Origin of the sequence: Candidatus Poriferisodalis sp. (genome assembly GCF_965208485.1) — a bacterium.
Lineage (GTDB): Bacteria > Actinomycetota > Acidimicrobiia > Acidimicrobiales > Poriferisodalaceae > Poriferisodalis.
This window is the reverse complement of the sequence record NZ_OZ242344.1, coordinates 4,216,770-4,241,253: the sequence shown is the minus strand read 5'-3', so window position 1 is coordinate 4,241,253 and position 24,484 is coordinate 4,216,770. Positions and strand designations below refer to the sequence as shown.

23 protein-coding genes are annotated in these 24,484 nt (G+C 68.5%); 4 read left to right on the top strand and 19 right to left on the bottom strand.

The features are described 5' to 3' along the window. Positions 1-18: 18 nt before the first annotated feature. The 3 genes from ACOGXQ_RS19440 to ACOGXQ_RS19430 all read right to left on the bottom strand — a co-directional run bounded on the left by ACOGXQ_RS19440 (position 19) and on the right by ACOGXQ_RS19430 (position 2,568). A complete protein-coding gene (locus ACOGXQ_RS19440; protein WP_419945252.1) occupies positions 19-786 on the bottom strand; it encodes a pseudouridine synthase in 768 nt (255 codons plus the stop codon). A 112-nt stretch (positions 787-898) separates the two neighbouring features. Next, positions 899-1,723, bottom strand: coding sequence for an SMC-Scp complex subunit ScpB (gene scpB / locus ACOGXQ_RS19435; protein ID WP_419945251.1), 825 nt, complete (start codon positions 1,721-1,723; stop codon positions 899-901). Continuing rightward, positions 1,720-2,568 (bottom strand): segregation and condensation protein A, encoded by an 849-nt coding sequence (locus ACOGXQ_RS19430; protein WP_419945250.1) that lies wholly within the window; start codon positions 2,566-2,568, stop codon positions 1,720-1,722. The genes scpB and ACOGXQ_RS19430 overlap by 4 nt, the downstream gene beginning before the upstream one ends. Before the next feature lie 85 nt (positions 2,569-2,653). On the opposite strand from ACOGXQ_RS19430, the gene trpS reads away from it, so the two are divergent. Further along, entirely contained in the window at positions 2,654-3,679 is a 1,026-nt protein-coding gene (trpS, locus tag ACOGXQ_RS19425) for a tryptophan--tRNA ligase (protein WP_419945249.1), read from the top strand. Positions 3,680-3,891: 212 nt separating this feature from the next. Here trpS and mltG read toward each other — a convergent pair whose 3' ends face one another. The 7 genes from mltG to hisS form a co-directional block, all read right to left on the bottom strand. Beyond that, on the bottom strand, positions 3,892-5,229 hold the full coding sequence (mltG, locus tag ACOGXQ_RS19420) for an endolytic transglycosylase MltG (protein ID WP_419945248.1): 1,338 nt from the start codon (positions 5,227-5,229) through the stop codon (positions 3,892-3,894). Between the two features lie 82 nt (positions 5,230-5,311). Further along, on the bottom strand, positions 5,312-5,725 hold the full coding sequence (ruvX, locus tag ACOGXQ_RS19415; RefSeq protein WP_419945247.1) for a Holliday junction resolvase RuvX: 414 nt from the start codon (positions 5,723-5,725) through the stop codon (positions 5,312-5,314). A 16-nt stretch (positions 5,726-5,741) separates the two neighbouring features. Continuing rightward, positions 5,742-8,537 carry an alanine--tRNA ligase gene (alaS, locus tag ACOGXQ_RS19410; protein ID WP_419945246.1) on the bottom strand — a complete coding sequence of 932 codons (2,796 nt, stop codon included), beginning with the start codon at positions 8,535-8,537 and terminating at the stop codon, positions 5,742-5,744. 174 nt (positions 8,538-8,711) lie between these two features. Beyond that, complete coding sequence (locus ACOGXQ_RS19405; protein WP_419945245.1) at positions 8,712-9,014, bottom strand: hypothetical protein; 303 nt, start codon at positions 9,012-9,014, stop codon at positions 8,712-8,714. A 1-nt stretch (position 9,015) separates the two neighbouring features. After that, entirely contained in the window at positions 9,016-9,420 is a 405-nt protein-coding gene (locus ACOGXQ_RS19400) for a hypothetical protein (RefSeq protein ID WP_419945244.1), read from the bottom strand. Continuing rightward, positions 9,417-11,420, bottom strand: a complete 2,004-nt coding sequence (gene aspS, locus ACOGXQ_RS19395; protein WP_419945243.1) for an aspartate--tRNA ligase — start codon at positions 11,418-11,420, stop codon at positions 9,417-9,419. The genes ACOGXQ_RS19400 and aspS overlap by 4 nt, the downstream gene beginning before the upstream one ends. Then, positions 11,420-12,802 (bottom strand): histidine--tRNA ligase, encoded by a 1,383-nt coding sequence (gene hisS, locus ACOGXQ_RS19390; protein ID WP_419945242.1) that lies wholly within the window; start codon positions 12,800-12,802, stop codon positions 11,420-11,422. The genes aspS and hisS overlap by 1 nt, the downstream gene beginning before the upstream one ends. On the opposite strand from hisS, the gene ACOGXQ_RS19385 reads away from it, so the two are divergent. Next, positions 12,801-12,929, top strand: a complete 129-nt coding sequence (locus tag ACOGXQ_RS19385; RefSeq protein WP_419945241.1) for a type II toxin-antitoxin system RelE family toxin — start codon at positions 12,801-12,803, stop codon at positions 12,927-12,929. The two genes, hisS and ACOGXQ_RS19385, sit on opposite strands and share 2 nt — an antisense overlap. Before the next feature lie 233 nt (positions 12,930-13,162). Here ACOGXQ_RS19385 and ACOGXQ_RS19380 read toward each other — a convergent pair whose 3' ends face one another. Continuing rightward, positions 13,163-15,484 (bottom strand): RelA/SpoT family protein, encoded by a 2,322-nt coding sequence (locus tag ACOGXQ_RS19380; RefSeq protein WP_419945240.1) that lies wholly within the window; start codon positions 15,482-15,484, stop codon positions 13,163-13,165. 162 nt (positions 15,485-15,646) lie between these two features. On the opposite strand from ACOGXQ_RS19380, the gene ACOGXQ_RS19375 reads away from it, so the two are divergent. Further along, positions 15,647-15,916: a type II toxin-antitoxin system Phd/YefM family antitoxin gene (locus tag ACOGXQ_RS19375; RefSeq protein ID WP_419945239.1), complete on the top strand. Its 270-nt coding sequence runs from the start codon at positions 15,647-15,649 to the stop codon at positions 15,914-15,916. Next, a complete protein-coding gene (locus ACOGXQ_RS19370; RefSeq protein WP_419945238.1) occupies positions 15,913-16,197 on the top strand; it encodes a type II toxin-antitoxin system RelE family toxin in 285 nt (94 codons plus the stop codon). Before ACOGXQ_RS19375 ends, ACOGXQ_RS19370 begins: the two co-directional genes overlap by 4 nt. Positions 16,198-16,263: 66 nt before the next feature. Here ACOGXQ_RS19370 and secF read toward each other — a convergent pair whose 3' ends face one another. The 8 genes from secF to ruvC form a co-directional block, all read right to left on the bottom strand. After that, positions 16,264-17,397, bottom strand: a complete 1,134-nt coding sequence (secF, locus tag ACOGXQ_RS19365) for a protein translocase subunit SecF (RefSeq protein WP_419945237.1) — start codon at positions 17,395-17,397, stop codon at positions 16,264-16,266. Beyond that, complete coding sequence (gene secD / locus ACOGXQ_RS19360) at positions 17,394-19,010, bottom strand: protein translocase subunit SecD (RefSeq protein ID WP_419945236.1); 1,617 nt, start codon at positions 19,008-19,010, stop codon at positions 17,394-17,396. The genes secF and secD overlap by 4 nt, the downstream gene beginning before the upstream one ends. Before the next feature lie 43 nt (positions 19,011-19,053). Next, positions 19,054-19,368, bottom strand: coding sequence for a preprotein translocase subunit YajC (gene yajC, locus ACOGXQ_RS19355; protein ID WP_419945235.1), 315 nt, complete (start codon positions 19,366-19,368; stop codon positions 19,054-19,056). 65 nt (positions 19,369-19,433) lie between these two features. Then, positions 19,434-20,720, bottom strand: coding sequence for a tRNA guanosine(34) transglycosylase Tgt (tgt, locus tag ACOGXQ_RS19350; RefSeq protein WP_419945234.1), 1,287 nt, complete (start codon positions 20,718-20,720; stop codon positions 19,434-19,436). Then, positions 20,717-21,895 (bottom strand): tRNA preQ1(34) S-adenosylmethionine ribosyltransferase-isomerase QueA, encoded by a 1,179-nt coding sequence (gene queA / locus ACOGXQ_RS19345; protein ID WP_419945233.1) that lies wholly within the window; start codon positions 21,893-21,895, stop codon positions 20,717-20,719. Before queA ends, tgt begins: the two co-directional genes overlap by 4 nt. 56 nt (positions 21,896-21,951) lie before the next feature. After that, positions 21,952-23,232, bottom strand: coding sequence for a Holliday junction branch migration DNA helicase RuvB (gene ruvB, locus ACOGXQ_RS19340; protein WP_419945232.1), 1,281 nt, complete (start codon positions 23,230-23,232; stop codon positions 21,952-21,954). Further along, on the bottom strand, positions 23,229-23,849 hold the full coding sequence (gene ruvA, locus ACOGXQ_RS19335) for a Holliday junction branch migration protein RuvA (RefSeq protein WP_419945231.1): 621 nt from the start codon (positions 23,847-23,849) through the stop codon (positions 23,229-23,231). Before ruvA ends, ruvB begins: the two co-directional genes overlap by 4 nt. Before the next feature lie 22 nt (positions 23,850-23,871). Beyond that, positions 23,872-24,435: a crossover junction endodeoxyribonuclease RuvC gene (ruvC, locus tag ACOGXQ_RS19330; protein WP_419945230.1), complete on the bottom strand. Its 564-nt coding sequence runs from the start codon at positions 24,433-24,435 to the stop codon at positions 23,872-23,874. Between the last annotated feature and the right edge of the window lie 49 nt (positions 24,436-24,484).

Here is a 24,484-nt window from a genome sequence, read left to right as displayed (position 1 = left end):
GCCGCACTGGGGCCGGCGTCAGGCGTCGGGTCCCTTCGCAGCGCGGTGAAGCCCGCGGACTTCCTCCGCTGTCAGCGGGCGGCACTCGCCGGGACGCAGGCTCGGATCGACAAGCGGCCCGATGCGCATGCGCACCAGGCGCAGGACCGGATGGCCCACGGCCTCGCACATGCGACGGACCTGGCGATTGCGGCCCTCCGAGATCTCTATGCGCAGCATCGACGACTGCCGCGATGATCTCTGGGGCACAGCCGACTGGGGCATCGAGACCCTCGCCGGCGCCGTCATCCCGTCGTCCAGCTCGACCCCGTTGCGCAAGCGCGCCAGCGCTCCCCGGCCCGGAACGCCGTCCACATGGGCCAGATACTCCTTCTCCACACCCCAGCGGGGGTGCGTCAGCCGGTGTGTCAGCTCGCCGTCGTTCGTCACGATGATGAGCCCCTCGGTGTCAGCATCCAGACGGCCGACGGGATAGACGCGCTCGCCAGCGGGCACCAGGTCGGTCACGCAGCGCCTCCCCCGGTCGTCAGAGGACGCGCTGAGCACGGCGGGCGGCTTGTTGACCAAGTAGTGGACGAGGCTCTGGTCCCATGTGACGACGGCACCGTCGACTTCTACGAGATCCGACGGAAGCGCACGGTCGCCTGCCCTCGCCGTCGCCCCGTTGACGCTGACGCGCCCCGCAGCGATCAATGCCTCGCACGCACGCCGGCTTGCCACGCCAGCGTGGGCCATCACCTTGTGAAGGCGCTCGGCGCCGTCCCGCGGGCTGTCGGGCGATCCCACCCGAGCTAGCCGTGTCCGTCGGAACAGCGCAGAGGCGAGCCTCTTGGCCGCGAAGCCTGATGTCCCCCGCTCTTGTTCCCAGGTTTCATCCCAGGCTTCGTCGGCATCGGGCTCACAAGCCGCTCGGACCCTGGCCGGCCGCCAAACGGTCCATGGCCTCCACGGCGTCGGGATCCACGCTGAGCTCCGCGAGCGACGGCAGATCGTCGAGACGGTCAAGCCCCAGCCGCTCGAGGAACAGGTCTGTCGTTCCCAGCAGGGAGGCGGTGCCAGGCCCCGGGTCGCGTCCGACCTCGGCGAGGTAGCCCTGATCGGCAAGCGTGCGCACGACCCCATCGGCGTTCACGCCGCGGATGGCGCTGATCTGTGCCCGAGAGATCGGCTGCTTGTACGCCACCACAGCCAAGGTCTCCATTGCTGCGGCGGACAGCCTGCCCGGACGGCGGCCGCCGACGAACCGCTCTACATATTCTGCGCACGACGCCGAGGACTGCACTCGGTAGCCGCCGGCGATCCGCACGAGCGCGAAGCCCCGCTCTGCTGCGGCGTACTCGCGGGCAAGCTCGTCGCAGATCACCGCTACCGAGGCGAGCGGCGCCGCGGTCACCGACGCCAGCACCTCAGCTGGGACAGGCTCGGTGGCGACGATCAGCACGGCTTCGATGGCTGCGTACAGCTCGTGATCGTCGAACGACCGGGACTCGTCGAGACGGGTCTCACTGCTGAGGGACTCAGCAGCAGACTCGGCGAACCCGTCGAGCGTGTCCGTCTTGTCACGGGAGGAATGGCTGCTGCTGGCCGGCATCGATGGGTGAGGCGGCGGCGCCGATGGCTGCTGCGTGCGCGGCTGCGCCGACGGGTCGGCAACGGTGCGGCCTTCGTCGCTGACCAATCGCAAGCTGCGCGCGAGATCACGAAGGGGGCCTCCGGCGCTCACGCAGCGTCCTCGGAGTAACCGCCGGCAATGGCAGGCAGCGTCGCGTCGTCGCCTCCGACCCATTCCACCCCGATGTCGCCGAATCGCTCGGCCTGTTCAAGCTCGATCAGACCGGATCCGAACATCTCCAGCAGCGCCAAGAAGTACACGACGATGACGATGCGCTCGCTCAGGTGTGACGTGAGCTCGCGGAATGTCAATGAGCCGGTATCCGCCAGCCGTTCGGCGATCTGGCACAGCGCTTCGTCGACCGTGATGCCTGCGGCGCGCAAGTGGCTGACGTCGACGCGAGGCACAGGCTTGGGCGCCAGCACGCGTTCAAGCGCCGCCGTGAGGTCGCCGCGAGTGGCACCCTCGAGCAGATCGGGCGCGGATGCGATGAATCGCTCCTCGGGACCGGCGCATCGCGGCCAACCCAGTGCTGCAGCGTCCCACCGCTCGCGCAGCAGGCGGGCCGCTCTGCCGAACGTCCGGCCCTCGAGCAGCCGGGCGAGCGCCGCGTCCCGAATCCCGTAGGCCGCGAGTTCCTCGTCGATGTCCAGCTCGACCGGCGGGGCAGGCAGCAACCGGCGGGACTTCAGCTCGATGAGTGTCGCCGCGAGCAGAGCGAACTCGCTCGCCGCCTCGATGTCGATCCTGCCGCCGCGAACCGGCACGCCGGCCGTCTCGCCGCTCGGCGCACCATCAGTGGCCTCAGGGAACTCGACTGCGGCCATGACGGCCACGAAGTCGTCCACGAGGCGCGACAGCGACACCTCCCAGATGTCGACTTCTTGGGAGACCACCAGCTTCACCAGCAGATCCAGCGGGCCTGCGAAGGCTTCCGTGCGAACCTCGTAGGTCACGCAGCCCGAAGATACCGCGACCTTCTCGCACCGCTCGGGATATTCGGCAGGTTTCTCTCACCGTCAGCCGGTACCGTCCGGCGCCATGACACGAGTGCTCTCGGGCATCCAGCCCACCGGCGACGTCCACCTCGGCAACTATCTCGGAGCACTGCGCCAGTGGGCAATCGACCAGCACGATGCGGACGCTTTCTACTGCGCTGTCGACCTGCACGCCGTCACCATCCAACAGGATCCCGAACAGCTCCGCAGCGCAACGCTGGGCACCATGGCCACGCTCGTCTCGGTCGGACTCGACCCTGAGGTCTGCACGCTGTTCGTGCAGAGCCATGTGCCCCAGCACACCGAGCTGTCGTGGCTGCTCGAATGCACCGTGTCGCTCGGCGAACTGCGCCGCATGACCCAGTTCAAGGACAAGGCTGCCCGCGCCGAGGGAGGCGACCAGAGGGGCGACCATGTCTCCGCGGGTCTGTTCACCTACCCCGCGCTGATGGCCGCCGACATCTTGATCTATGACGCCGATCGGGTGCCGGTGGGAGATGACCAGCGACAGCATCTCGAGCTGACCCGCGACGTGGCCCAGCGCTTCAACAGCCGCTACGGCGACACGTTCGTGATTCCCGACGCCGCCATCCCCACCGTGGGCGCACGCGTCATGGACCTGCAGAACCCCACCGCCAAGATGTCCAAGTCGTCAGAGAGCCCGCAGGGCTCGGTCGGCATCTTCGAGGATCCAGCCCACGTCGCCCGCAAGTTCACCCGAGCGGTGACCGACTCGGAATCCGAGGTGCGCTACGACCCCGAGGTCAAGCCGGGCGTCTCGAACCTGCTGTCGATCCTGGGCGCCGCCACGGGCCGCAGCGCCGCAGACGCAGCAGCGAGCTACAGCCAGTACGGCGTGCTCAAGACCGACACGGCCGATGCGGTGATCGCCATGCTCGAGCCCATCAAGGCAAAGAAGGCCGAACTCGACGCCGACCCGGCCGAGCTGGCACGCATCATCGCCGTCGGCGCCGACAAGGCCGAGGCCGTGGCATGCGTCACCGTGGCCCGCGCCAAGGAAGCGATGGGCTTCCTGCCCAAGCAACCCCAACCAAAAGTTTCCGCCTAGTGGTGCGTCGGCAATCTGCGCAGGGCCTGCCGAAGCCTGTTTCCGCAGGTCAGCGGGTCGCCGTTCACGACTTCCCCGACAAGGCGCTGGGCGAGTTCGCGAAGGCGATCCCCTACTGCATGTGCGACATCGCCAACAACGACCTCGCTGGTCAACGACTGCACGTTCGCCATACTTTACGGTCAGGGAATGGTCGGCTGCCAAAACCGACCTCAGCCGCACAGACCCTGCTCCTGGCAGATCGCCTTGTCCGCCAGGAACTCCTCGTCGGTCTCGGAGAACGACAGCGTCCCGTCTGGCGATGTCAGCACGAAGTACATCCACGGCCCGTCTTCGGGATTGAGGGCTGCTTCGAGCGACGCGCGCCCGGGCGCTGCGATCGGCGTGGGCGGCAGGCCGACCAGCACCCGTGTGTTGAACGGCGAGTTGACTGCCAACAGGTCGGCCGTGAGCTCTCGCTCGCCCACCGCATAGACGATGGTGGCGTCGATGCCGAGCGACCACCCGCGGGCCAGCCGGTTGTAGATCACCCGGGCCACCTTGGGGCGGTCTTCGGGGCGCTGTGCTTCGCGTTCGATCATGCTGGCCACGATCAGCGTCTCATAGGGCGTCAGGCCCACCTGGCGCGGTGCGTCGGCATAGCCCAGCTCGCCCAGCACAGTGTCGAGGCGATCCACCATGAGCGCCACGAGCTGCTCCGCGCTGGTTCCCGAGTCATAGAAGTACGTGTCGGAGAAGAGCTGTCCTTCGGCGGGGTCGATGACGCCGGAAGGCAGAACCGGGGGCACCGGCGCTACCCGCGAGAGCGCGGGCCGGGCACGCACCGTCTCGAGGAACTCTCGGCCGCCGAAGTTCAGGTCCGGCACCTCGTCGATCAACTCGGCCATCTGCGCAAGCGTCAAGCCCTCCGGAATGGTGAGCGACAGCGAGGCGGCCCGCGCGACGCGGCTCGGCCCCTCCCCGAGCACCGCGAGGGTCTCCCACACCGAGGAGTTGGCCTGGAACGTGTACTCGCCCGCTTGGAACGCGGGGCCACCCCTGAACCTCACGTACCACTCATACGCGCGTGAACTCGGTATGACGCCGTGCTCGGCGAGCAGATCGGAGATGCTCGCCGTGCTCGAACCCAGCGGCAGAGTCAGCACGATCTCGCCAGTCGGCTCGCCGGGCGGGTCGAGCTGCTCGTTCACCCAGCGATAGGCGCGGCTTCCCGCCATCCAAGCGATGACGCCGAGCGCGACCAAGAAGAGCAGTGCTCCCCAGGTGCCGGGACCCCGCCGGGTGCTGACCACCTCGTAGTCGATGCCGCGACGGCCGCCGACCGGCGGCACGCTCGGCTCGCCGGCTGCAGCGGGGGGCTCGGACCGCACAGTGCCTGCGGGTCGGTCTGCGAGTCGGTCAGCAGGTCGAGAGCGGGCGAGCAGGCCCGGCTCCGCGGCTGCGGATGCTTCGCCGCTCGACAGCCCCATGAAGCCGGCGAGCCGCCCGGCCAGCCTGCGCACCGCAGGCGGCGTTCTCAGCGCGGTGGCGCGGCCTGCCGCGCTGGTCATTGCTTCCCGCTCTTGTTCCCCATCGCGATGGGAATCGGACTCACGAGCCGCTCGGACCCGGGCCTCAGCGCTTGGGCTGCCGTCAGTCACCGGCGTCCAGCCACGACTGCAGGATGACGGTGGCTGCCACCTTGTCGATGACCTCACGGCGGGCCGGCCCGCGCACGCCGCGCTCGGCCAGCATCCGCTCCGCGGTCACCGTCGTGTAGCGCTCGTCGTGGAGGACCACCGGCACCTCCAGCGCCGCGGCGATCTCGCCGGCCTCGGCCCGCACGGCCGCAGCCGCCGGTCCCTCGCCGCCGTCGAGCGACGTCGGCAGGCCGATCACGACCACCTCCGCACCCACGTCTGCGACCATGCCGGCGAGCGCGCGGTGGTCGTGGGCACGCTCGCCGCTGCGTTCGAGCACCTCATAGGGCACCGCCACCGAGACATCGGCGGGTGCGACGGCCACGCCGATGCGCACCGAGCCGAGGTCGATGCCGGCTGCCCGCATCATCGGACTCAGTACGTCAATTCCCGAGCGCAGCAACTCGAGCCTGGGTCAAGGCATCGGAGATGCCGTCGGGATTGCGGCCCCCGGCAACCACCAGCGGCGGGTCGCCCTTGGCGCCGAAGCCGCCACCCACGATCCGGGCGGCGTCGGCGAGCAGGGCGCCCGCCGACAGCGTCCCGGCGGGATCCACCGCAGCGACCAGTGCCACTCCCCCGCCCGGGGGCGCCGAGGCCAGCACCACTGCACGGATGCCGTCACGGTCGCGCACCGACACCGTAAGGTCTCGCAGCGCGTCGCGTTCGAGATCGCCGAGGTCGGCGATGACCACCCCGTCGACTGCGCTCGCAACGAGCTCGTCGGCCCGTCCCGACGACAGAGCCCGCTGCAGGTCGCGCACCTGGCGTCGCAATTCCTTGGTCTCGTCCAGCCGCCGCTGCACTGCGGCGGAGATCTCATCGGGCTGGGAGTTCAGCATCTCTGCCAGCGAGCTCAGCGTGTCCTCGGCGTCTGCGAGCCGGTCCACGGTGGCGAGACCGGTGACCGCTTCGATGCGGCGCATGTTGGAGCCGATGCTGGATTCCGAGATGACCCGCAGATGGCCGATGTCGCCGAGCGCCGCCACGTGGGTTCCGCCGCACAGCTCGACCGAATGCGGACCCGCTTCGAGCACCCGCACCACGTCGCCGTACTTGTCGCCGAAGAAGGCGATCGCACCGATCGACTGTGCGTGGCTCATCGAGGTCTCGTAATGGCGGCAGCGGCCGTTGGCGATGATCTCCGCGTTCGCGACGCGCTCGATCTCGCGCAGCTGCGCCGGACTCACGCCTTCGTAGTGGCTGAAGTCGAAGCGCAGCCGGTCGGGCGCCACCAGCGAGCCGGCCTGCTTGACATGGTCGCCGAGCACCTCGCGCAAGGCCCAGTGCAGGATGTGGGTGCCGGTGTGGTTGCGGCGAATGGCGGCGCGCCGCTCGTCGTCGATCTCGGCACTGACCATCGTTCCCGACTCGACTTCGCCGCTGATGCGCCCGATGTGGCGATGCAGGTCCGCCAGCGCGTACGTGCAGTCGAGCACCTCGATGGTGCCCTGAGGACCCGTGATCGTGCCGATGTCGCCGATCTGCCCGCCGCTCTCGGCATAGAACGGCGTACGGTCCAAGAAGACCTCGACAAGGCCCTCGCCCTCCGCTGCGCCTTCCATTGCGCTCTCGACCGCGCCGTCCGCTGAGCCATCGGGAGACGTCATCTCGAAGACTGCCAAGACCCGCGCATCGGCGACGGTCGGCGAATCTCGCACAAAGTCAGTGGGGCCGAACTGAGCCAGGAGCTCGCGATAGCGCTCGTCGGCAAACGTGGGCCCGCCTGTCCGATCCGCACGGGCGCGTTCACGCTGCTCTTTCATGGCGGCCTCGAAGCCGTCCCGGTCGATGCGGAAGCTGCGCTCAGCGAGTATCTCTTCGGTCACTTCCACCGGAAATCCGAACGTGTCGTGCAGCCGAAATGCCACTTCGCCCGGGAGCGTCAGAGGACGCGGCGCCGCTTCCTTTGACGATTGCAGGACTCGACGCTGCGGGCCTGAATGCGATGCAGCGATGGGTGCTCCCTGCAACGTCTCACCCCCGGGGGCCGGCCGAGGTGGTTGGCGTCGGCGTGCGGGCGAGCTTTGGCCGGCCGAATCCAACTGCTCCTGTACTTTCCGAAGCTCCTCGTCGAGGATCTTCTGGCCGGCGGCGAGCGTGGCGCGGAATCGCTCCTCCTCGCGGGCCACCACCTCGGCAATGAACTGCCGGTTGGCGACCAAGTCGGTGTAGTGGTCGCCCATGACGTCGACCACGATCTCGGTCAGCCGCGGCATCACGACATCGGTGACGCCGAGCACCCAGGCGTGACGGACCGCACGGCGGATGATGCGCCGCAGCACATGGCCGCGGTCCTCGTTGGACGGGAAGACCCCGTCGGAGATGAGCATCGCCGTGGCGCGGGCGTGGTCGGCGAAGATCCTCATCGAGACGTCGGTCTCGGGATCGGCGCCGTAGGTCTTGCCGCAGATGCGTTCGGCCTCGGCGAGCAGGGGCGCGAAGAGGTCGATGTCCCACGCTGCCGGCACGCCCTGCAGCACCGCCAGGATGCGTTCAAGCCCGGCGCCGGTGTCGATGCCGGGCGCCTCCAGCGGCGTCAGCTCGCCAGTGCCGTCGGCAGCGAACTGCATGAACACCAGGTTCCAGATCTCCACGAAGCGGTCCTCGCCGCCGTGTGCGGGGCCGCCGCCGGGGCCGTGATCGGGCCCGAGGTCGTAGAAGATCTCGCTGCACGGCCCGCACGGCCCGACATCCCCGGCGGCCCACCAGTTGTCCTTGTCGAGCCGCTGGATGCGCTCGGCCGGGACGCCCACCTTCGTCTGCCATATCTCCGCAGCCTCGTCATCGCTGAAATGGACGGTCACCCAGAGCTTGTCCGCGTCGAGGCCGAGCACCTCGGTGACGAACTCCCACGCCCACGGGATCGCCTCGGCCTTGAAGTAGTCGCCGAAGCTGAAGTTGCCCATCATCTCAAAGAACGTGAAGTGCCGGTTGGTGCGGCCGATGTCGTCGAGATCGTTGTGCTTGCCGCCCGCCCGGACGCACTTCTGGATGGTCACCATGCGGCGCGTGGGAGGCACCTCGGTGCCGAGGAAGTACGGCATGAACGGCACCATGCCGGCCACCGTGAACAGCAGCGACGGCTCGTGGGGAATCAGGCTCGCGGAGGCGCGGACCTCATGCCCTCGCTCGGCCCAGAACGAACTGAACGCCTCACGCAGTTCTCCAGCGCGCATCGGAGCAAGGATAGCTACGGCCTTTCGCGGCCTCTGTGTCGCTTCGCGGCCTCGATGGCCGCTGTGCAGCCTCGCGGCCTCGATGGCCGCTGTGCAGCCTCGCGGCCTCGATGGCCGCTGTGCAGCCTCGCGGCCTCGATGGCCGCTGTGTCGCTTCGCGGCCTCGATGGCCGCTCAGGCAGCCTCGCGGCGGTGGCGGCGTTCGGCCCAGCGACGATCCCGCTCGTCGCGCAGGCGCCGTTCGGCATCGCGCATCTGGCGTTTGCCGTCTTCCCACGCTTCGTCGACGCGCCTGCGGCCGTCCTGCCACGCATCCTTGAGGTCGCGACGCACTTGGCGGGCAGTGCCGAGCGCTGTCGCGGTGCCGCGGACCGGCGCGTACCGGTTGAGAAGATGGCGCAGGCGCCGCTGCACCCACAGCGACGCCCCGGCGCCCAAGCCGGCGCCCAACGTCAGCCAACGCAGTCGCTTGAACACCTCAGCGCTCCTCCGTCCTGCCGCTGGCAGCTCTGCCTTCGCCGCCGGAGCCAGTCTCGCGCTCCGACCCCGCTGCCTGGCCGCGCAGCACGGAAATCACCGAGCGCACCTTGTCGACCGGCACTGACGCCGCCTTCGCCGTGGCTGCACCCGCGGACTCGGCCAGCCCGGCGACCTTCTGCGCCACGTTCAGCAGGTCGCGCAGCCGGCCGATCTCAGTCTGTGCCATCTCGGCGGTGTCTGCGAGCTGGCTCAACGCCGGGGAGACCTTGGCATCGAAGTCCTCCAGCTTGCGCCGCATCTCCCGCATCAGCGCGAATGCCTGGGTCAGCACGGCGATGAGCGCGACGAGCGCGATCAGGACGCAGACTGTCACCACCACGGCGGCAAGATCGCCGTTGCTCACGAGTCGTCCTCGTCATCCGCAACCAGATCAGAATGCTCGCCCTCACCGGCGACGAGAGCCAGACCCAGCTCGTCGAGCTGATCGGGGGAGATGTGGCTGGGGGCATTGGTCAACGGGTCGGCGCCCGACTGGCTCTTGGGGAAGGCGATGACCTCGCGGATGTTCTCCTCGCCGCAGAGCAGGGCCGCCAGCCGGTCGATGCCGAAGGCGAAGCCCGCGTGCGGCGGCGCGCCATAGCGGAATGCGTCCAGCAAGAAACCGAACCGCTGCTGCGCCGTGACGGGATCGATGCCCAACAGCGTGAAGATCTGCTGCTGAATGTCGCCGCGGTGGATCCGCACGCTGCCCGAACCCAGCTCCCAGCCGTTCAGCACCAGGTCATACGCCTGAGATCGGATCCGGAGCAGACGCTCGGAACGACGGATCCCCGCCTCTTCCCCGAACATGGTCAGTGTGGCATCGCGCAGCTCTTCGGACTGCGCCCGCTCGGCCTCGGACAGATCGCTCGCTGCGGCCAACACCCGGCGCGCCTCGAATTCGTCGCTCAGGAGCCTCACGGTCTCAAGGTCATCGGCGTGAGGCATCGTGAACGGATGGTGGGCAGGCACGGGCAGCCCTTCGGCGGTGACGTCCTCGAACAGCGGGAAGTCCACCACCCACAGCAGCTGCAGCCCCCCCTCATTGACCGGCGGGCGGCCCAGCTCCAGCCGCAGCAAGCCCAGCACTGCGCTGGCCTGCCGCCAGGTGTCGGCCACCAAGTAGCACATGTCGCCCGGCCCGGCGCCGAGCCGCTCCAGCACGCCGCCGATCTCGGCTCCGGACATGAACTTGGCCACCGGCGAGGTGACCGCCAGCCGGCCATCCGCTGCGACCTGCGATCCATCGGGCGGTGCGGCGCCGTCGGCGACGCGCATCCACACCAGGCCCTTCGCCCCCCAGCGTTGGCACTGCTTGGTCAGCTCGTCGACCGCGTTGCGGCTGATGTCGCCGCCGGCGGGCACCAGCATCGCCTTGACCGCCGGGGCCTTGAAGGCGTTGAACCCGGTCTCGGCGAACAAGTCGGTGACATCGACGAGCTCCATGCCGAATCGCAGGTCCGGCTTGTCGGAGCCGTAGCGGTCGATGGCCTCGTGCCAGGAGATCTCGGCGAATTCCGGCCTGGGGCCGCCGGTGATCTCGCAGACCGCCTCGGCGACGGCGTCGCTGATCACCGCTCGCACATCGGCGCCGGACGCGAAGCTCATCTCCAAGTCGAGCTGGGTGAACTCGAACTGCCGGTCGGCGCGCAGATCCTCGTCACGCAGGCAGCGGGCGATCTGGTAGTAGCGGTCGACGCCGCCGACCATGGTGAGCTGCTTGAACAGCTGCGGGCTCTGCGGCAGCGCGTAGAACCGGCCGGGGTGCATGCGGCTGGGCACCACGAAGTCACGGGCGCCTTCGGGCGTCGAAGCGACGAGCGTCGGGGTCTCCACCTCGATGAACTCGTGCGCCTCGGCGGCACGACGGATGGCTGCGTTGACCCGAGCCCGGCGCACCAGGTTGTGGTGCATCCGGGAGTTGCGCAGATCCAAGTAGCGGTGGCGGATTCGCAGCGTCTCGTCGGTCTCGGTGCGTCCGTCGATCACAAACGGCGGCGGCTCCGAGCGTGACAGCACCTCGACCGTGGCATCGCGGATCTCGATCTCGCCGGTGTCGAGCTCGGGGTTTGCGGTGTCGGCCGGACGCTCGCGGACAGTTCCGGCGATCGACAGCACATACTCCGCACGCAGATCGTGAGCGTGGTCCACCACGCACTGCACGATGCCGGTGCGGTCGCGCAGATCGATGAACGCCAGGTGCTCGCCGTGCTCGCGGCGGCGCGCCACCCAGCCGCAGACGGTCACCTCACGGCCGATGTCGTCGGGCCGCAACCGGCCGCAGTAGTCGGTCCGCATGCTGCCCATCAGCGGGGTGCGCTGCGTCAGTGCCGTCGTCGCTGTCATCGTCACATCAGCCGCCATCAATCCAACCCTGAAGAATGAGATCCGTCGGTGTCGCCCGCCGCAGCATTCAGCGCATCGAAAACGGTACGCAGCGTGCCCAGCAGATCGGTGCGCGCCACGGTCCGCTGCGGCTCGTCGGTGCTGCCGCCGTCGGGACGGCGCAGCGGCCGAACCGTGACCGTGCCCGCACCGGCCTCGTCGGGCCCCACGATGAGCGCGATCTCTGCACCGGAACGATCCGCGGCGCGCATCTGCGCCCGCATCGACCGGTCGTCGAAGGCTCGGTCGGCCCGGATGCCCACCGAGCGCAGGTCGTGCGTGAGGTCGCGTGCCGCTGCACCCCCAGCAATATCGACCACCCACACTTCGGCCCGCTGCGTCGGAACCTCGAACACGCCCTCGGCGTCGCAGGCCAGCAGCAGGCGCTCGATGCCGAGCGCGAATCCGATGCCGGGCGTGGGCGGTCCGCCCAAGGCCTCGACGAGACCGTTGTAACGGCCGCCGCCGCAGATGGTGTCCTGGGCTGCGTCCAGGCTGGCGGCGCGGAACTCGAACGTGGTGCGGGTGTAGTAGTCGAGGCCGCGGACCAGCTTGGGATCGACCTCATGGGAGACTCCCAGGGCATCGAGTCCCTCGCGCACCCGCTCGAAGTGCGCTGCGGTCGTGGGCGACAGGAAGTCGGTGATCTGGGGAGCTTCGGCGGCAACCGCCGCTGTCGCCTCACGCTTGGAATCCAAGATGCGCAGCGGATGCCGCTCGATCTTGTCGCGGTCCTCGGAGTCCACATCGCCGACGCGACGCTGCAGGTAGACGCTCAGCGCCTCCCCGTACGCAGCGCGGGTGTCCGCGTCGCCCATCGAGTTCAGCACCAGCGGCACCTGTGCCAGCCCCAGCGCAGCGAAGAAGTCGGCAGCGAGGGCGATGATCTCGACGTCGGCGTCCGCGTCGTCGGTGCCCAGCGTCTCGGCGCCGATCTGATGAAACTGCCGGTAGCGGCCGGCCTGGGGCGCCTCATAGCGGAAGAACGGCCCTTGGTACCAGATCTTCCACGGCGTGGTGGGCCGATGCTGAGCGAACGCCCGGCACACCGACGCCGTGCACTCGGGTCGCAGCGCCAAGTGGCGGTCGCTGCGGTCGAAGAACTCGTACATCTCCTTGCCGACCACATCGGTGCCCTCGCCGATACGGGCGAACACGCCGATGTCCTCGAAGATCGGGGTCTGCAGGTAGCCGAAGCCGGCCCGGTCGGCCAGCCCGATGAACGCGCCCATCAGCGCCACCCAGCGATCCGACTCAGGGGGTGCCAGGTCGTGTGTGCCGATTGGCGTCCGGAAGGCCTTCTGCGCGGTCGCATCGCCGCTGGCGGCGGCTTGCGCTGGCTCAGAAGGCGTGCCGGTCATGACCAGCGCAGGCTACGGCCCTCGTGCCCCCTGTCACGAGATGTTCAAAGTGATATGCGATCTTCAAGACGCAGCACTGCGCGTGCTGATGGTGACCGTGGCCAAACGAGACAAGGCCTACCGATAAGGCCTGCAGCGCGGCGGAGAAATCCGGCGTCCACCGCAGCACTCTCGGACGATGGGCCTCGGTACTCGCGAGGCAGGTCATAGAGACGTCGATTGGCGAGCAGCGGCCGCTATCGCAAGTCGCCGTCGATTTGCAGTTGCACTCACCGTCCTTGATTGCTCGGGTGCACAAGAAATCGACGATTGTCACCCGACAACTGTTGGAGCTGGCTCGAGCGACGGATGCACCATCGCTCAGTATTCGGTGCGGGCCAGGCCTTGCATGGCGCGGTAGGCGTCGAAGACGCCCGGCACCTCCCGCAGCGCGGCAAGGAGCTGATCGAGCAGGATCGGGTCGCCGATCTCGACCTCGAACTGCATCACGGCCACCTGGTCATCGCCCACGAACGTGTCGCAGCTCGCAATCGACAGGTCGTGACGCCCCGAGACCACCTGCACCACGTCGAGCAGGAGCCGGTTGCGGTCGAGGCCCCGCACTTCCAATGACGCGACGAACTCGCCGGCCCAGCTCTCGTCCCACTCGACCTCCACTTGGCGGGCCCTCACCGACATCGCCAGCTCGCCCGCGTTGGCACAGTCGGCGCGGTGCACCGAGATGCCCCGCCCGCTGGTCGCAAACCCCAGGACCTCGTCGCCGCGCACCGGGCTGCAGCACCGCGCCAAGCGCACCAGCGCGTCGTCGTGACCGTCGACGTGGACGCCCGCGGATCGGCGGCGGCGTGAGCCGCGTTGGCGGGCCGGCCGGGCCGGAAGCTGGACGCCGTCGCTCTCGCCTCGCAGGTTGCTGACCAGCCGCTTAGCCACCGAACGAGGCCGGACGTCGCCCTTGCCGACAGCTTCGAACAGGAGGTCCAGATCGGCTCGGCTGAACTGCGCCGCCACAGCCCGCATCTCTTCGCCGTCGATCAGCAGCGACCCCTTGAGCCCCTCCGAGCGCAGCGCGTCCTCGACGGCCTCGCGTCCTGCGGCCACCCACTCCGACCGTTCCGACCGAGCGAACCAGCGCCGGATGCTGGACCTGGCCCGCGGTGTGACCGCGATCTCCAGCCAGTCCCGCGACGGCCGCGTCCCAGGATCGTCAGAAGTGAACGCCTCGATCGTGTCGCCCGAACGCAGCGGTCGATCCAGCGGCACCAGTCGGCCGTCGATCTTGGCGCCGATGAGGGAATCGCCGATATCGGTGTGGATGGCATACGCGAAGTCGATGGGCGTGGCGCCGGCCGGCAGCGTCACCACGTCGCCCTTGGGGGTGAAGACGTACACCTCGTCGTGGCCCAAGTCGCTGGCAATCGTGCGCATGAACTCGGCCGGGTCGTCGGACTCGGCTTGCCACTCCACCAACCGGCTCAGCCACGGCATGTCCGCCTCGGAGGTTGCGCTGGCTTTCTGTTCTGCCCTGTGCCCCTTGTCTGCCTTGTGCCCCTTGGCGTGTCCCTTGTCCTTGTGGCTCCCCTTGCTGCCGTTGCCGTTGCGCTCGCCCTTGTAGCGCCAGTGGGCAGCCACGCCGTGCTCAGCCCGCTGATGCATCTCGTCGGTGCGGATCTGCACCTCCACCGCCGTGCCCGACGGTCCCACCACCGTGGTGTGCAGCGACTGGTACAGGTTGAACTTGGGCATCGCGATGTAGTCCTTGAAGCGGCCGGTCACCGGCTTCCAGGTCGCGTGGATGGAACCCAAGGCGGCGTAAGCGTCGCGGATGGTCGGCACCACGACCCGGATGCCCACCAAGTCGAAGATCTCGTCGAACGAGCGGTTCTTGATGACCATCTTCTCGTAGACGCTCCAGTGGTGCTTCTTGCGGCCGGTCACGATGGCGTCGATCTTCATGCGGGAAAGCTGCTCGCGGACCTCCTCCAGCACTTGGTCGACGAATCGTTCCTGGGTAGGTGTGCGCTCGGCCAGCATCCGGTCGATCTCGGCGTAGCGCTTCGGGTACAGCGCGGCAAAAGCGAGGTCCTCCAGCTCGTCGCGTACCTGCTGCATGCCCAAGCGGTTGGCGAGCGGGGCGTAGATGTCGAGCGTCTCGCGTGCTACGTCGGCCTGCTTGGCGCCGTCGAGTGCTCCGACGGTGCGCATGTTGTGCAGCCGGTCGGACAGTTTGATCATCAGCACCCGGGGGTCGTTCGCGATCGCCACCAGCATCTTGCGCAAGGTGGCGGCCTGCTGTGCCTGCTTGGACGCGAAGCGCACCCGGTCGAGCTTGGTGACGCCGTCCACGATGCCGGCAACCTCGGTCCCGAACTCGTCGGCCAGCGCGACCAGCTCCACGCTGGTGTCCTCCACAGCGTCATGCAGCAGCGCCGCGGCGATCGAGGTGTCGTCGAGGCCAAGGTCGGCGACCACGCCGGCGACGGCCACCGGGTGGGTGATGTAGGCCTCGCCGGTCTTGCGCCGCTGGCCCTCGTGGGCTGTACGCGCCGCCTCGTAGGCCCGCACCACGAGTTCGGGCGAACGCTTGGGCCAGCGCTGGCGGTATCTCTCGACGACCGGCGAGATGTCGGCCGCGACCGTGTTCGCGATGCGCCGCCACGGCAGGACGCGCGACACCGCAGGCATGGCCCTAGCCAAGCTTCTCGCAGCGGCGTCCGGCCGGCGCCCGGCCGATCACAGGAATACTCACACTCTCATTCTGCCGTGCCCCGCCAACGGTCAGTGTCTTCAGCTCGGCAGCCGGACTTGTGTGCACGATCCCAACCATTGCGTGGCACAATTGTGGCCATGTCAACTGAATCGCTGCGTACCGTGAGGGATCAATTCTCTGACTTTGTGGAGCGAGTGCACAGTCAGCACGAACGAGTCGTCATCACTCGCAACGGGTCGCCTGCAGCGGTTCTGATGAGTCCTCAGGATCTTGAATCGCTGGAGGAAACGCTCGCGATCCTGACCGACAGCGAGGCGCTGCGCGAACTCGCTGCTGCCCAGCACGCCATTGCTGCGGGAGATGTCGTTCGTGGGGCAGAAGCCGTCCGCGCTCTCCGGGACGAATGACCGCCACGACCTACGACTTGGTCGTCGCAGGACCAGCAGCAGCAACACTCGCTCGGAAACCGCCGGAAGCGGTCGCGGCCGCCGTCATCGAATTGATCACCGGACCGCTGCTCGAGGCGCCGCGGCGCATCGGTGTGCCGTTGCGAGACGAGCTCGATGGCCTGTGCAGTGCCCGCCGAGGCACCTGCCGCATCGTCTATCGGATCGACGACACAGAGCGGATCGTCGAGATCTTGCGGATCTCTCATCGCAGAGACGCCTACCGACCGGCAGGTTCTTGAACTCGATTCCCACAGAGGTGTTACACCTGCTCAAGCAGCGAGACTGGACAACCGGCCAGTAGAGCGTCAGCGGCGGCGCTGGGACTTTGAGCGGCGGCGTTTGCGGGGCCGGGGCGAAGCGCTGCGGGTGTAGCTCTCCGCAGCGAGCGCCTGGGTGGCGGCCTCCATCGAGTCGTGGCGGCCCGCGGCGTCAGCGGCAGCCTGCGCGGCAGCCCAGCCCGGCTCGTAGCCCTTCAGCCACGCCACCGTCGGCATGGCCACGAAGATCGAGCTGTAGGAGCCGACGAGCAAGCCGATCAGCAGCGCCGTCGCGAACTCCGCCAGCGTGCCCGCACCCAGGAAACCGGCGCCCACCACCAGCAGCGACACGACCGGCAGCACCGAGGTCACCGAGGTGTTCACCGAACGCGTCAGCACCTGGTTGAGCGACACATTCGCGAGCGCCGCATAGGTGAAGTGGCTGCGTGCCGGCAGCGACCGCTCGTTGGACTTGACGCGGTCGAAGACCACGATCGTGTCGTACAGCGAATAGCCCATGATCGTGAGGAAGGCCACCACGGTCGCCGGCGTCACCTCGAACCCGAACAGCGCGTAAGCGCCGACGGTCAGCACGATGTCATGGCCCACGGCGATCAGCGCTCCGACCGACATCTTCCACTCGAAGCGGAGCCACAGGTACAGCGCGATCAGCACGAAGAACACCACGAGCGCTCGCCGCGCCTTGCCCGCCACTTCGTCGCCGAATGACGGGCTGACCTGGCGAGTAGACAAGCTCTCAATATCGACGCCGGCAGCCTCGGCCAGCGCTGCGTTCACGTCGACCGCGCTCACGTCAGGCTCAAGCAACGCGCGCACCCGAAAGATGTCCTCGGACCCCGTCACCGTGACGAGCTGCACCCTGGCATCCGGCACGCCGACGGCAGCAGCAGCAGCAGCGATGTCGTCGGTCATCGGGCCGTCCGCCAGCGGCCCGGTGGCGGTGTCGGCATCTTCTTCGGCACTGTCTTGCGCGCTCGCCGGGATCGGGATCTCCCACACCGAGCCGCCCTCGAACTCGATGCCCAAGTTCAGGCCCCGCACCAGCAGCGCGACCACGCAGATGAGGACGGCCAGCGCCGAGCCAATCAGCACCCGGCGGGACACCCCCAGGATGTCCCAAGCGTTCCCGCCCCGGTAGAAGGTCCGCAGCGCAGAGATCACGTCGCACCTCCCGTCACCGCAGCCGCAGTGGCTGCATCTTTGCTGGCCGGGAGCACACCCAGCCGCCGGGGCTGCTCGTTGACAAGCTTGCGAGCAATGAAGACCACCAACGGTCTCATGAAGAAGTACGACACCGCCAGGTCGATGAGCGTCGCGATGCCGAGATACAACGCGAAGCCGCGCACGGTTCCGCTCGTGAGCTGGTACAGCACGCCAGCACCGATCAGCGACGCCAAGTCGGCCCAGACAATCGTGGAGAATGCGCCTTTGAAGCTGGCATCAGCGGCAGAGCGAACGGCCCGCCCCCGGCGGACCTCCTCTTTGATCCGTTCGTAGTAGACGATGTTGGAGTCGACTTGGACGCCGATCGACACGATGATGCCCGTGGTGCCCGCCAGCGTCAGCGCGAGTCCGCTGCTCTCGCCGAGCCAGCTGATGAGCGACCACAGAATCGACCCGCTGATCGCCAAGCTGGCCACCGCCACGATCCCCAGCAGGCGGTAGTACGCCAGCATGTAGATGCCGACGACGATCAGGCCGACAATGCCGGCCACCACACCGGCACGCAAGGTTCCCTCGCCCAAGGTGGCAGACACTGTGCGCACGTCGTCCTGCTCAAACTCCACCGGCAGGGCCCCGAACCGGAGCGCAACGGCAAGATCGCGTGCGCCTTCCTCGTCGAACGTGCCGGAGATGACTGCCGTGCCCTCGAATTCGTTCGCCCGGATGACCGGCGCGGACTCAACGACGCCGTCGAGCACAATCGCGACCTGCTCGCCGAAGTAACGGGCGGCTATCTCATCGAATCCCACGGCGCCCTCCTCAGTGAGATCGACATTCACGACCCACTCGTTGTTGAACGTCGCCGCAGCTTCGGCGACCGCCTCGCCGGTGAGCTCTGCGGGGCCGAGCACATAACCGATCAACCCGCCACGGTCGCTGAGCAGGACCGTGCGCTCAGCGAAGTCGTCCTCAGGCTGCGTGAGCATCGGAGGCTCCTCGTCTTCGGCCTCGACGGACTCATCGCTCTCGCCTGACGCAGTCTCGGGTCCGATGATCTCCAGAGGCTCCACGGTCTCGGGAAGCCCATCCGCCTGATCTGCCGGCGAATCGCCCAATGAGCCGCCGGCGGTTCCCCCATCGAGAGCAGTCTCAGCGCCTGCGCCAGCCTCAGTTCCGCTCTCGAGGTCCACAGCCTCGCCAAACGCAGCGTTGTAGGTATCGACGAGGTCCGCCGCGGAGCGGAACTCGGCTTCGTTGAGCACGCTGAACGTCCCGAGCACAGGACGGAAGCGCAGTTCGGCCGTCTGCCCGACCAGGTCGACCGCACGCTGCTTGTCCTTGACGCCTGGGAGCTGCACCACCACCTGGGTGCCCTGACGGGTGATGTCGGGCTCGGCCACACCCAGCGCATCGACTCTCGATCTGATGATCTCGATGGCCCGATCGAGCTGCTCGTCGTCGGCCGGGGAGGTTGGTCGCAGCAGCACCTCGACGCCGCCCTGCAACTGCACACCCAGCACAGGCACCCATCCCGCGACGATCACGCCAGCCAGCGAGCCGAAGCCGATGATGACGGCCAGCAGCAACGAGACAATCTGCGAGCGACGCATCTCGGGTTATCGACAGACCGAGGAGCGAGGCGTCAAATCCGGCTCATTCGGGAGGGTCAAGCGCATCCGAGGTAGGCGGATCGGCGGGATCCGTTGAGACGGCGGATGTGAGGATCTCGCCGATGGCCCGACGCTGCACCCGCAGCTCGACGTCGCTGTCCACCTCGATGCAAACGACCTCGCCGGGTTCCTCGACCGCGACGATCTTGCCGATGACCCCGCCGACTGTAGCGACCTCGTCGCCGACGTCGGCACGGCTCAGCATCGCCGCCCGCTCCTTGGCCCGCCGCTGCTGAGGCCGGATCATCAAGAAGTACATGAGGGCGAACAGCCCGACGAGCAGGACAACCGAACTCATGGCGTGCTCCTCTCGGGGACCGGGACGGCGGGCCAGCGTACCGGCGTGTCGGCGTTCGCCATCCCTCAGCTCCAGACTTCGTTGACCTGCCCGCGAAACGCCTCGAACCGTCCCGCCTCGATGGCGGCACGCGCCTCTCTGACCAAGTCGGCCAGGAAGGCGATGTTGTGCAGCGTCAAGATGCGACCGGCGGTGGGCTCGTTGACGCTCATGAGGTGCCGCAAGTAGCCGCGACTGAAGCGGTTGCCCGGCCGCTCTCGGCCCTCGGAGTCCGCCGGGCGGGGATCGAGCGGCGTGGAATCGCGTGCGTAGCGTGCATTGCGGATGTTGATGCGGCCCTCCGGCGTGAGCGCGGTGCCGTGACGGCCTAGGCGGCTGGGCAGCACACAGTCGAACATGTCCACGCCCGCAGCGATCGCGTCAACGATTCGTGCGGGATCGCCGACGCCCATCAGGTAACGCGGTCTGTCCGGGGACAGCACGGCGGTCGCGGCAGCCAGCGCGGGACCCATCTCGGCGCGGGTCTCCCCCACCGAAAGCCCGCCGATGCCGTAGCCGTCGAATCCGATGTCTGCGATCACCTCGGCGCTGTGGCGGCGCAACTCGGGATCGGCACCGCCTTGGCAGATGCCGAACAGCGCTTGGCGACCGGCGGATCCGCTGCGGCGTGCCGTTTCCATAGCAGCAGCAGCCCTGTCGGCCCACAGGTGCGTACGCTGGGCTGCCAAGCGCACGTCCTGCGGAGCGGCCGGCAGTTCGGGGCAGACATCGAGTGCCATCTGGATGTCAGCGCCCAAGCGACGCTGGATGCCGACCGCGTCCTCGGGTGTCATCCGCATCTGGGTGCCGTCGTAGATCGAGCGGAAGGTCACGCCCTCGTCGTCGACCTCGGATTTCGCGCCAGCGCCGCCGGAACGGCGACTATGCCCGCCAGCGCCGCCGGAACGGCGACTATGCCCGCCAGCGCCGCCGGAACGGCGACTATGCCCGCCAGCGCCGCCGGAACGGCGGCCGAGCGACATGATCTGGAAGCCGCCGGAATCGGTGAGGAAGTGGCCACCCCAGCCGGTGAAGCGGTGCAGGCCACCCAGTTCCTCCACGACATCGACGCCCGGCCGTGCCTGCAGGTGGTACGTGTTGGCCAGCACGACCTCGAGGCCCAGCTCGTCGTAGTCGGCGGCGTCGAGGTGAATCACCGCACCTCGTGTCCCCACCGGCATGAACACCGGCGTCTGGAAGGTGCCGCGGGCAGTGGTGACCTGGCCTCGCCGGGCCTGCCCATCAGTTGCCAGCAGCTCGAAGGCGACCCTGGCGGTCGGCGCGGCCACGGCTTCGGCGCTCGCTGCGCTCATGACGACCCGCTGCGCTGCAACAGCATCGCGTCCCCGAATGACAGGAAGCGGTAGCCGTCGCGGAGTGCCTTGCGGTACAGATCGCGCCATCGCGGCCCGATGAACGCATCGATGAGCAACAGCAGCGACGACCGGGGCAGGTGGAAGTTGGTGAGCAGCGCGTCGACCGTCGTGAACTCGACGCCCCGACGCAGGAACAGATCAGTCCATCCGCAGACATCTGCCGCGTCGGCCGCGCCTGCGAGCCGCGGCTGCCGGACGGCCGACTCGAGCGCTCGAACAGTGGTCGTGCCGACAGCCACGACCCGCTCCGCAGCGGCACAGGCCTCGAGCGTCGCTGCGGGCACCCGGTAGTGCTCGGTATGCATCTCGTGGTCGTCGGCAGCCTCGACGGTGACTGGGGCGAAGGTGGCCAAGCCGACCGTCAGATCGACCGCCGCGATCGTGACACCGTTCGAACGCAACGCATCCAGCACACGGTCGGTCAAGTGCAGTCCCGCCGTGGGCGCGGCAGCCGAGCCCTCCGAGCGGGCGTACACCGTCTGGTAGCGCGCCGCCACGACGGATCTGGCGGCTTCGCCGTCTGAGTTGTCGAGCCCAGCGCGCTGCGCGATGGCCCGCCTGGTCGCCTCGGGATCGATGTAGGGCGGCAGCGGCGCCTCGCCGGCGCGTTCGAGCAACGCGGCCTGCGACACATCGCCGAGCGGGACCCCGCCGGCCAGCACGCTCACCGCCCTGCGCTGACGGTCCAGCCGCGGACCCACGACAACGCTCAGCTGCGGGTCGCGTTCGGAGACCAACGCGGTGCCCTCAGCAATGCGGCGCGAGGGCCGCACCAGCGCGGCCCATCCGTTGCCGAGTCCCGCTGCTGAGTCCTCCCCCACGACGTCGCGTTCCGCTGCGAGCGGTTCGAGCAACAGCACTTCAACAGCCCCGCCCGTGCTCTTTCGAAGCGGCAGGCGTGCGGGCATCACCCTCGTCTCGTTGACCACCAGCACGTCAGAAGGACCCAGCAACGAAGGCAGATCAGCGACGTGCAGATGCTCAGGCGTCCGGCAGGACCCCCGGTCCACCAGCAGCCGGGCCGTGTCGCGCGGCTCGGCGGGAACGTGCGCGATGGCGGACGGCGGCAGCTCGTAGTCGAACTCGTCCATCCGCAGCCGCGAATCGCCCATTGCGGGTCGAGGCTACGTCTGGGCGAATCGGCAAGCGCTGCTCGGTCGGCAGCCGGTTACCACGGCGTGTCGTCGATCGACACACGCTCTGAGGTCTCGGCGCCGGGTGCAGGTCTCTCCGCCAGCGCTACCTGAGGTGTCGTCGCTTCGCTGCGGCACACACGCATCTCGACCGGCAGCGGCAACGGCGCCTCAGCGGGACCCTCATGGTCGAACAAGGTGACCTCGCCGGGCGCCACCCCCGCAGCGGCGGCGTCGCTCGCCTGCGGCGGCACATCGACACCGAGGTGTGCGTAGGCGGCAGCCGTAGCGACGCGACCGCGCGGTGTGCGCCGCAACAGGCCGCGCTGGATCAGGAAAGGCTCGTAGACGTCCTCCACCGTCTCGGTCTGCTCGCCGACCGTGATCGCGAGCGTCGACAGTCCCAGCGGCCGTCCTGCGTGCATGACGGCCAGCGCGTCCAGGATTGCCCGGTCCACCTTGTCGAGGCCGAGATCGTCGACACCGAAGGCCGCCAGCCCCTCGCGGGCCACCGCATCGTCGATCGCGCCGTCGGCACGTACCTCGGCGAAGTCTCGGACCCGTCGAAGCAGCCGGTTCGCGATGCGCGGCGTACCGCGGCTGCGGGCGGCGATCTGCTCCGCTCCCGCGCCATCGATGCGCACGTCCAGGATCCCGGCCGCACGCGCCACGATCTTCGTCAGATCCTCCGTCGAGTAGTAGTCGAGGCGCTCGACCAGGCCGAAACGATCACGCAGCGGCCCCGAGATCAGCCCAGTGCGGGTCGTGGCGCCCACCAGCGTGAAGCGGGGCAGATCGAAGCGAATGGAGCGCGCCGCCGGCCCCTTGCCGAGCACGATGTCGATGGCGAAGTCCTCCATGGCGGGGTACAGGACTTCCTCCACCACCTTGGGCAGCCGGTGAATCTCATCAATGAACAGCACATCGCCGTCGGCTACGTTCGTGAGAATCGCTGCAAGGTCGCCCGCTCGCTCCACCGCCGGCCCGGACGTGAGGTGCAGCGAGGCACCCAACTCCGTGGCAATGATGCCTGCCAGCGTGGTCTTGCCCAGCCCCGGCGGACCGGCGAACAGCAGATGGTCAGGCGGCTGGCCGCGGGCCAAAGCTGCTCGCAGAGTGATCGCCACATGCTCCCGCACCTCGGGCTGGCCGACGAACTCGTCCAAGGCCCGCGGCCGCAGGCCGGCCTCGGCATCTGCGGCGGCCGTCTCGTCGGGAGCACGCGCCGGGTCGGTCGTGCCGCTGCGGGGCACAGCGGGCCGCGCGGCGGACTCGTCTCGACGGTAGCCCTCGCTCCGCCCGGTCGCGGCACTCATCTCGGACCCAACTCTTGCAGGGCAACGCGCAGCAGCGCGCCCGGGTCAGCCGCGTCCTCGCCTGCTGCGGCAACGACTACTGCAGCCATGGCCTCGCGTACTTCGGCGGGGCTGAATCCCATCTGGCCCAACGCTGCGCGCACCTCGGCCGCCGCGGTGCCGGTCCCGTCGCCCGACGGCCCCGCTGCACCCTCAGCACCGACGCTCTCCGGCACCCCCAGCTTGGACTTCAGATCAAGCACCATCCGCTTGGAGGTCTTGGCGCCGATGCCGGGCACCACCTCCAGCACTGCGGCGTCGTCGACCGCCACCGCCCGTCGCAGTTCGTCGGGCGGCAAGTGACTCAGCACGGCCAGCGCCAACGCGGGTCCCACGCCGTGAGCGCTCAGCAACGCCTCAAAGCACCGGCGTTCGTCCAACGTCGGGAAGCCGTACAGATCGGCGCTGTCCTCGCGTACGCGGTGATGCACGTAGACGAAACACTCTTGGCCCACGGGACCCGACGCGGCCAGAGCGGACGGCCCTACCGTCGTCCGGTAGCCCACCCCACCGACTTCGATCAGCAGTTCCCCCGCCGGATCCTTGTCGAGCAAACGTCCGCGCAGTGAGCCGATCACGGCGACAGCCTCCCGATTGATGTCACGGCGTTGCCGACGAGCCCGCTGCGCCGACTGTTGCAGGCACCACGGCACGTGATTCCGCCCGCGACGCAGCGCGATGCCACGGCGCCAATGACAGATGGCACAGTGCCACGGCTGCCGCATCCGCAGCATCGGCAGGCTGCGGATGCCCGGGCAGACCGAGCAACTCGCCGACCATGCGCTGCATCTGCTCCTTGTCGGCGCCGCCCCAGCCGGCGATGGATTGCTTCACTTGGCTAGGCGTGTACTCGACCACTTCCGTCCCCGCCGCCGACGCGACCGCCATCGCCAGACCGGCCACCTGCGCGACACCCATGGCGGTGCGGGCGTTCACTTGGAAGAACACCCGCTCCACCGCCACGACGGCCGGGCTGAACTCGTCCACGAGCGCCTGCAGCTCGCGCATCTGCGTCGCGAGGCGGTCAGCGATCGGCTCTGCGGGGTCGGTGCGGATGACCCCCAAAGCCACCGCCTCGATGCGAGCGCGCTGGGTGCCCGAGCGCTGCTCGACCACGCCGTAGCCGCAGCGGGACAATCCTGGGTCGATTCCCAGTACGAACATCAGTACGAACCGTAGCCCCTGACAGCGGTCCAACCGGGTATGCAGGCCG